Here is an 8,284-nt window from a genome sequence, read left to right as displayed (position 1 = left end):
CCATCAGCCACCCCATTTTGTGAGCCATTAGCTCAGTCGGCAGAGCACCTGACTTTTAATCAGGGGGTCCCGCGTTCGAGTCGCGGATGGCTCACCACTTAATCTTTTGGGCCATTAGCTCAGTTGGTAGAGCACCTGACTCTTAATCAGGGAGTCCCGGGTTCGAATCCCTGATGGCCCACCATTATTTTTAAAATTACGCGGGAGTGGCGGAATTGGCAGACGCGCTGGATTTAGGTTCCAGTGGGAAACCGTGGGGGTTCAAATCCCTTCTCCCGCACCAAATCTAAAGAGCGAGATGGAAGCAATTCCTGCCAGGTGTCATTGGCAGGTTTTTTGCTGTAAGGGTAAATAAGTTGTTTTTTTTCTTTTCTGGCTATTTTCTGCAATCTGTTGTAAAATAAAACGTATGATTATTTCTTTACAATTAACCTTTTTTTAGATGTTTAATATGGTATTAGGAGGAGAGTTTAGATGAAAGTTACTACCAAGGAAGTTGGTAAAAACAAAGTAGAGTTAACTATTGAAGTCCCGGAAACTGATTTTGAGGTTGCGGTGGAAAAAGCCTATCGCACTATGGTAAAAAAAATCAATGTACCTGGATTTCGCAAGGGCAAGGCCCCCCGTTTTATTATTGAAAATATGTATGGCTGGGAAATATTTTTAGATGACGCACTGCAAAGTGCAGTTCCACAAGCATATTTATCCGCTTTACAGGAAATTGAGTATACTGTAGTTAGTGAACCTGAATATGAAATGGTTCAATTAGAAAAAAACAAGCCTTTAATTTTCAAGGCAGTTGTTTTTGTAAAGCCAGAAATTGTTTTAGGTGATTATAAAGGTTTGGAATTAGAAAAACCTATGGTAAAAATAGAGCCTGAGGAAATTGATCAAGAAATTGAAAACATGCGGCAAAGATATGCTAAATTAGTTGTTTTAAATGGTGAATCTGCGGAAATGGGTGATTTTTTAACCATTAATTTTGTAGGAAAAATAAATGGTGAACCTTTTGAAGGTGGTCAGGCCGAAAATTATTCCTTAGAATTGGGTTCACAGACCTTTATTCCCGGCTTTGAGGAACAGTTGGTGGGTACAAAAACAGGAGAAACTAAAGATTTAGACATAACTTTTCCTCAAGATTATAGTGTAAAGGAATTAGCGGGACAAAAGGTTGTTTTTACGGTTGATGTATTGGAAATTAAACGTAAGGAATTGGCTCCTTTAGATGATGAGTTTGCCAAAGATGTTTCCGAATTTGCTACATTGCAGGAATTACGGGATGAGATAGCGAATAAATTAGAGCAGGTGGCTAAGGAAAATGCGGAAAAGGAATTCAAAGATACCGCTGTCCAAAAGGTTGTTGATAATGCTCAAGTAGAAATTCCCGAGGTGATGATTAATGGGCGCTTGGAAGCAATGGTACAGAATATGGAGATGGGTTTGAGGCAACAGGGTATTCCTTGGGATAAGTTTTTAGAGTTATCTAATCAGACTCAGGAGGATATTGAGGAAAAACTACGTCCCGAAGCTGAGAAAGCACTAGCCAAGGAACTTGTTTTGGAAAAAATTGCTCAGGTGGAAAATATTGTGGTCAGTGCTGAGGAATATGAAGCTAAAATCCGTACAGAGGCTGCTAAAGCTGGCTTACAGGACGAGCAGATCGAAAGGCTTCTGGCAGCAGAACAGCGTGAAACTGGAATAGAATTGAGTATAATGTTAGATAAAGCTGTAGACCTTATAATAGAACAGGCTAATTTAGGGGGGGAATAATAAATGGATTTGACACTTATTCCAATGGTCGTTGAACAAACAGCTCGTGGGGAAAGAGCCTATGATATCTATTCGCGTTTATTAAAGGACCGGATTGTTTTTTTGGGAACGGCAATTAATGATCAAGTGGCTAATTTGGTAATTGCCCAATTATTATTTTTGTATGCCGAAGATCCGGAAAAAGATATTTCCCTATATATTAATAGTCCGGGAGGTTCAATTACCGCTGGCATGGCCATTTATGATACCATGCAATATATTCGGGCTGATGTATCTACAATCTGTGTGGGCCTAGCGGCCTCGATGGGTGCTTTTCTTTTGGCTGCTGGGACCAAAGGTAAGCGTTTTGCTTTGCCTAATGCTGAAATTATGATTCATCAACCTTCTGGTGGAGCTACAGGTCAAGCTACAGATATTGAAATTCATGCCAAAAGAATTATTCATATTAAAGGAAAGTTAAACAAAATTTTAGCCGAGAATACCGGACAGCCTTTAAAAAGAATTGCGGAGGATACGGAAAGAGATCGTTTTATGGATGCGGAAGAAGCTAAAGAATATGGGATTATTGATGACCTTTTATTAAGGATACCTCAGGATCCTAAAACTAAGTAGGCAGAGGTGAGATTATGTATAATTTCGGAGATGAAAAGGGACAAATTAAATGTTCTTTTTGCGGTAAAATACAAGATCAAGTTAGGAAATTAGTAGCTGGGCCCGGTGTTTATATTTGTGATGAATGTATTGAGCTATGTAATGAGATCATTGAAGAAGAACTTTCTGAAGATGTAGAGTTTGAATTAGGGGAATTGCCTAAGCCTAAAGAGATTAAAGCCTTTTTGGATCAGTATGTAGTTGGTCAGGAAGATGCTAAAAAAACTCTAGCTGTTGCCGTTTATAATCATTATAAACGGGTGAAACTTGGTTCTAAAATAGATGATGTAGAATTACAGAAAAGTAATATTGTTATGTTAGGACCTACCGGTAGTGGTAAAACTCTTTTAGCTCAAACTCTAGCCCGCTTTTTAAATGTTCCTTTTGCGATTGCAGATGCCACTTCTTTAACTGAAGCTGGTTATGTTGGTGAAGATGTGGAGAATATTCTTTTAAAATTAATTCAAGCTGCCGATTATGATGTGGAAAAAGCGGAAAAAGGGATTATCTATCTTGATGAAATTGATAAAATAGCTCGGAAATCTGATAATCCTTCAATTACTCGTGATGTATCTGGTGAAGGTGTTCAACAGGCACTTTTAAAGATTTTGGAAGGTACAGTAGCTAGTGTGCCGCCACAAGGTGGACGCAAACACCCACATCAAGAATTTATTCAATTAGACACCTCCAATATATTATTTATTTGTGGTGGTGCTTTCCAAGGGATCGAGAAAATTATTCAAGAACGAATCGGCCAAAGAAAGATGGGTTTTGGTGCCGATATAGTCAAGAAAAATGATTTACGCATCGGGGAATATTTAGCTCAAATTATGCCTGGTGATTTATTGAAATATGGTTTAATACCGGAATTTGTCGGGCGTTTACCGGTAATTGTTACTCTTGATGCTTTGGACGAAGAAGCTTTAATTACTATTTTAACTACACCTAAAAATGCTTTGGTTAAACAATATCAAAAGTTTTTGGAACTGGATAATGTGCTTTTGGAATTTAAGCCCGAAGCCTTACGTGAAATTGCCAAAGAAGCAATTAAACGTGATACTGGAGCTCGTGGTTTAAGATCCATTGTCGAAGATTTAATGAAAAATGTAATGTATGAGGTACCTTCTAGTCCGGAAATCAGAAAATGTATTGTTACTAAAGAAGCTATTCGCAACAAAGAAGAATTACTTTTGGTAACCGGAAGTGGCAGTCATCCTAAAAAGAAAGAAGCTAGTGCTTAAAAGAAACCGGGGCAATGTACCCCGGTTTTTTTTAAATCCGGTTATCAGAATTTATAACTATTCTGTTAACCCTCGGAATGTGTGCTATAAAGAAAAAAGTCTATCTCGTTTGGGGAGCAGTTTGAACCTTTAATAGTTTTTAGGAACTTTTCGATTAGCGATTTCAATAGCTTTTCTAACCATGGAACCACAGTTCCGGGAAGAAATATTACCAAAATCACCATCTTTTTGTACTTGTTCAAAAAAACCCAGTTCTTTGGCACATTCCATTCGCAGAGCATCAGACATAATACTACGACGTTTGCCCATTTGAGTCCATCTCCTTTTTGAGATTGTAGGCTCATTTTATTTTTCCCTTAAAAAGAAAAAAAATGTTACCATCTTTTGCAAAAGTAAAAAGATTATGTCCAGCATAAAAGTTGGTTTAAGTGGTCATGCTACTAGATGATAATAGTAGTGGGGAAGGTGAAATGATGGGACCTTTTAGTGTCAGCAGTATCTTGATTTTTTTACAAATTTTTTTCATTATTGTTGTTGGGGTTTATTTTTTTAATCTCTTAAAAAATCAGCAAGGTAATAAAATGGCTGTAGGGCGTGAGTCGCGTCGGGAAATTGAAAAATTAAATAGTTTGCGCAGGATTAAATTAAGTGAGCCTTTGGCTGAACGTACGCGGCCGCAAAGTTTCCCAGAAATTATAGGTCAAAAGGAGGGTATTGAGGCTCTGCGAGCTGCCTTATGTGGGCCTAATCCACAGCATTTATTGCTTTATGGACCACCTGGTGTAGGTAAAACGGCGGCAGCACGTTTAGTATTAGAGGAGGCTAAAAAAAACCCTTTGTCACCTTTTCGACCAGAGGCTATTTTTATGGAAATTGATGGGGCTACTTCTCGTTTTGATGAACGAGGAATTGCTGATCCTTTAATTGGGTCGGTTCATGATCCTATTTATCAAGGGGCGGGGGCTTTGGGTGTAGCCGGAATTCCCCAACCAAAACCTGGAGCTGTAACTAAAGCCCATGGGGGAATTTTATTTATTGACGAAATCGGAGAACTACATCCTGGTCAAATTAATAAGTTGCTAAAAGTGTTAGAAGATCGTAAGGTAATTTTAGAGAGTGTTTATTATTGCCCGGAAGATGTTAATATTCCCGGTTATATTCATGATATTTTTCAAAAAGGTTTACCAGCTGATTTTCGTTTAATTGGGGCTACAACTAGGCTGCCCCAAGAAATACCGGCAGCCATTCGTTCACGTTGTGTGGAGATTTTTTTCCGGGGTTTGACACCTGCCGAAATAAAAAAAATTGGGCAGAATGCAGCTCGTAAACTAGGAATGCCTATAGAGCCTTTGGCCCTGGAGGTTTTGCAAAAATATGCAGCTAATGGTCGTGAGGCGGTAAACATTATGCAAATAGCCGCTGGAATAGTACTTAATAATCGTAAATTGACAATTGAGCCAGCTGATATAGAATGGGTAGTACAGAGTGGTCATTATGCACCGCGTCCGGAAAAGCAAATTCCTGTGGCTTCACAAATTGGTTTAGCTAATGGTTTGGCGGTTTATGGGGTTAACCAAGGTATGTTGTTGGAAATAGAGGTTTCTGTATTACCGGTAAATGTGGGGCAGGGACAAGTATTGGTTACCGGTATTGTGGAAGAAGAAATGCAGAGTTCGGGTGGGCAAACTAGAAAGCGGAAAAGCACGATTAAAGGTTCGGTAGAAACGGTTCTTACGGTTTTAAGGCATAAATTTGCTCTCACCTGTTGTGATTATGATGTTCATGTTAATTTTCCGGGGGGATTGCCTACTGATGGACCTTCGGCTGGGATTGCTATCGCTACCGCTGTTTTTTCCGCTATAGAGCAGATACCAGTTAAACATGAAGTAGCTCTAACAGGTGAATTGTCTGTGCGGGGTTATGTTAAACCAGTTGGAGGAATAGTGGCTAAAATTGAGGCTGCTAAACAGGCTGGTGCTAAACAGGTTCTAATTCCTCGAGAAAATTGGCAGTCGGTTTTTACAGGTAGAGAGGATATTGAAATTATTCCTGTGGAAAAATTAGAGGAGGTTTTGGAAAAGGCACTAGAATATACCGTACCTAAAGTAAAAAGATTAGTCCCTCAAGGTACACCACAAGATAGTGTTTGTGTATGAATTAGCAATTATTAATATTGGAGGAGCGAAATACTATGACGGAAAAAAAGAAGAAGACATTACCATTGTTGCCTTTACGTGGAGTTCTGGTATTTCCTTATTTAATTGTTCACTTAGATGTTGGTAGGGAAAAATCAATAAAAGCCGTGGAAGAAGCACTCTTAAAAGAAAGGGAGATTTTTTTGGCAACTCAACATGAATATCAGGTTGAGGAGCCAAAAGAAAAAGATATTTATCAAGTAGGTTGTTTAGCCGAAATTAAACAGGCACTTAAATTGCCCGGTGGGGCTATGCGGATTTTGGTTGAAGGGCTTCAAAGAGGTAGTATTGTTGAGTATGTATCTCTGAAGCCTTTCTATCAGGTAGAGGTACAAGTTTATGAGGAAACTGTGGAGAAAACTTTGGAAATAGAGGCTTTGATGCGTAATTTAGTGGGACTTTTCGAAGAATATATTAAATTGAATCGTCAAATAGCACCAGAGGCGGTTTCGGCTATTACGACTATTGATGAGCCTAATCGTTTGGCCGATTTGGTGGCTGCTCATTTATCATTAAAAATTGAAGACAAACAAGAACTTTTAGAGGCTTTGGATTTACAAAAACGACTGGAAAAGTTGTGTATGATTTTATCCAAGGAAATAGAAATATTGCAATTAGGGCAAAAGATTAATTTAAGAGTTCGTCGGCAGATGGAAAAATTACAAAAGGAATATTATTTACGTGAACAAATGAAGGCCATTCAAAAGGAATTAGGTGAACGTGATGGTTTAAGTGCGGAAATTCAAGAATATCGTGAAAAAATTACGGAAGCTCATTTACCTGAAGAGGCGGAAAAAAAGGCTTTAAAAGAAGTAGAACGTTTGGAAAAAATGCCGCCACTTTCTCCGGAAGCAGCGGTAATTAGAAATTATTTAGATTGGTTGATTGTGCTTCCTTGGGCTAAAATTAGTGAAGATCAAGTAGATCTTAAAAAAGCTGCGGCTATTTTAGATGAAGATCATTATGGTTTAAAAAAGCCTAAGGAACGTATTTTGGAATATCTAGCAGTTAGAAAACTAACTCAAAAAATTAAAGGTCCAATTATTTGTTTTGTTGGTCCACCAGGTGTAGGTAAAACCTCTTTGGCTAAATCGGTAGCTCGAGCATTAGGTCGTAAGTTTGTCCGTATGTCTCTGGGGGGAGTGCGTGATGAAGCGGAAATTCGCGGTCATCGTCGTACTTATGTAGGGGCTATGCCTGGACGAATTGTGCAGGGATTAAAGAATGCTGGTACTAAAAATCCTGTTTTCCTTTTAGATGAAATCGATAAAATGAGTACCGATTTTCGCGGTGATCCTGCGTCCGCACTTTTGGAAGTGCTAGATCCAGAACAAAACAATACTTTTAGTGATCATTATATTGAAGTACCGGTTGATTTATCGCAAGTGCTGTTTATCACTACAGCTAATGTGGCTTATAAAATACCGCGGCCACTTTTGGATCGTATGGAAGTAATAGATTTATCAGGTTATACAGAAGTGGAAAAATTTCAGATAGCTCAAAAATTTTTATTACCCAAACAGATTAAGGAAAATGGTTTGCTGGCTGAACAATTTTCCATAAGTAAAAAAGCCCTAATGGCTTTAATTAGGTATTATACTCGGGAAGCCGGGGTGCGTAATTTGGAACGTGAATTGGCTAGCCTTTGTCGTAAAGCAGCTAAAATAATTGCTGCAGATTCCCCAAGAAAGGTTAAAATTACTGTTCGTAATCTTAAAAAATATTTAGGTGTGCCCCGTTATCGTTATGGTGTTTTCGATAAAGAAAATTTGGTGGGGGTAGCGACAGGATTGGCGTGGACAGAGGTTGGTGGAGATTTATTAAATGTAGAGGTGGCTCTTTTACCGGGTAAAGGTAAATTAATTTTAACTGGTAAATTAGGTGAAGTGATGAAGGAATCTGCACAAGCAGGTTATACCTATATTCGTTCTTGTTTTAAGGAATTAGGTGTTTCGGAAGATTTGCAGGGTAAATTTGATGTGCATATTCATGTTCCTGAAGGAGCCATCCCCAAAGATGGTCCTTCAGCGGGAATTACTATGGCTACGGCTTTAGCCTCGGCTTTGACTAACCGTAAAGTTAAAAGCAGAGTAGCCATGACTGGTGAAATTACCTTACGCGGTCGTATACTGCCAGTAGGTGGAATTAAAGAAAAGGTATTGGCCGCCCATCGAGCAGGTAGTAAAATTATTCTTTTACCTCAGGAAAATAAAAAAGATTTAGAGGAAATTCCGCAGAAAATAAAACGTGATTTACAGTTTGAGTTTGTGGAAAAAATGTCTGAAGTTTTGGCAATAGCTTTGGAGGCGAGGGGCTGTTGACATGAAACTATAAAATATTATAGAACCAGCTTGCTAAACTATAACTTTTGTGTTATATTATTAGCAGGAGGTGACAAACAATGAAGCAATATACAATAGGGCAATT

The 8,284-nt window shown here is 38.6% G+C and carries 6 protein-coding genes and 3 tRNA genes; 8 read left to right on the top strand and 1 reads right to left on the bottom strand.

All coding sequences use genetic code 11. The annotated features are described in order from the left end of the window. The first annotated feature begins 21 nt into the window (after positions 1-21). From GX687_04810 to clpX, 6 genes are all read left to right on the top strand, one after another. Positions 22-97: transfer RNA gene (locus GX687_04810), tRNA-Lys, on the top strand. Positions 98-108: 11 nt separating this feature from the next. Next, positions 109-184 (top strand) — tRNA-Lys (locus GX687_04805). A gap of 16 nt (positions 185-200) precedes the next feature. Next, positions 201-283: transfer RNA gene (locus GX687_04800), tRNA-Leu, on the top strand. A gap of 191 nt (positions 284-474) precedes the next feature. After that, positions 475-1,770 (top strand): trigger factor, encoded by a 1,296-nt coding sequence (locus tag GX687_04795; protein HHX96764.1) that lies wholly within the window; start codon positions 475-477, stop codon positions 1,768-1,770. Between the two features lie 3 nt (positions 1,771-1,773). Further along, the gene (gene clpP / locus GX687_04790; protein ID HHX96763.1) at positions 1,774-2,382 is read left to right on the top strand and encodes an ATP-dependent Clp endopeptidase proteolytic subunit ClpP; all 609 of its coding nucleotides are present in this window, start codon (positions 1,774-1,776) and stop codon (positions 2,380-2,382) included. Between the two features lie 14 nt (positions 2,383-2,396). Beyond that, entirely contained in the window at positions 2,397-3,662 is a 1,266-nt protein-coding gene (gene clpX / locus GX687_04785; protein ID HHX96762.1) for an ATP-dependent Clp protease ATP-binding subunit ClpX, read from the top strand. Positions 3,663-3,791: 129 nt separating this feature from the next. Here clpX and GX687_04780 read toward each other — a convergent pair whose 3' ends face one another. Then, positions 3,792-3,971: a small, acid-soluble spore protein, alpha/beta type gene (locus GX687_04780; protein HHX96761.1), complete on the bottom strand. Its 180-nt coding sequence runs from the start codon at positions 3,969-3,971 to the stop codon at positions 3,792-3,794. Positions 3,972-4,132: 161 nt separating this feature from the next. On the opposite strand from GX687_04780, the gene lonB reads away from it, so the two are divergent. Together lonB and lon are read left to right on the top strand one after the other, a co-directional pair. Beyond that, a complete protein-coding gene (gene lonB, locus GX687_04775) occupies positions 4,133-5,818 on the top strand; it encodes an ATP-dependent protease LonB (protein HHX96760.1) in 1,686 nt (561 codons plus the stop codon). 35 nt (positions 5,819-5,853) lie between these two features. After that, positions 5,854-8,178 carry an endopeptidase La gene (gene lon / locus GX687_04770; protein HHX96759.1) on the top strand — a complete coding sequence of 775 codons (2,325 nt, stop codon included), beginning with the start codon at positions 5,854-5,856 and terminating at the stop codon, positions 8,176-8,178. Positions 8,179-8,284 lie beyond the last annotated feature (106 nt).

It is taken from the genome of Clostridia bacterium (genome assembly GCA_012841935.1).
Taxonomy (GTDB): domain Bacteria; phylum Bacillota; class Peptococcia; order DRI-13; family DTU073; genus DUTS01.
The sequence above is the reverse complement of the archived record's forward strand: the minus strand, read 5'-3'. Positions and strand labels throughout refer to the sequence as shown.

Bases quoted from the DNA above. Each gene is read 5' to 3' on its own strand.
- GX687_04795 (HHX96764.1), top strand. From the start codon at position 475: ATGAAAGTTACTACCAAGGAAGTTGGTAAAAACAAAGTAGAGTTAACT.
- clpP (HHX96763.1), top strand. From the start codon at position 1,774: ATGGATTTGACACTTATTCCAATGGTCGTTGAACAAACAGCTCGTGGG.
- clpX (HHX96762.1), top strand. From the start codon at position 2,397: ATGTATAATTTCGGAGATGAAAAGGGACAAATTAAATGTTCTTTTTGC.
- GX687_04780 (HHX96761.1), bottom strand. From the start codon at position 3,971: ATGGGCAAACGTCGTAGTATTATGTCTGATGCTCTGCGAATGGAATGT.
- lonB (HHX96760.1), top strand. From the start codon at position 4,133: ATGATGGGACCTTTTAGTGTCAGCAGTATCTTGATTTTTTTACAAATT.
- lon (HHX96759.1), top strand. From the start codon at position 5,854: ATGACGGAAAAAAAGAAGAAGACATTACCATTGTTGCCTTTACGTGGA.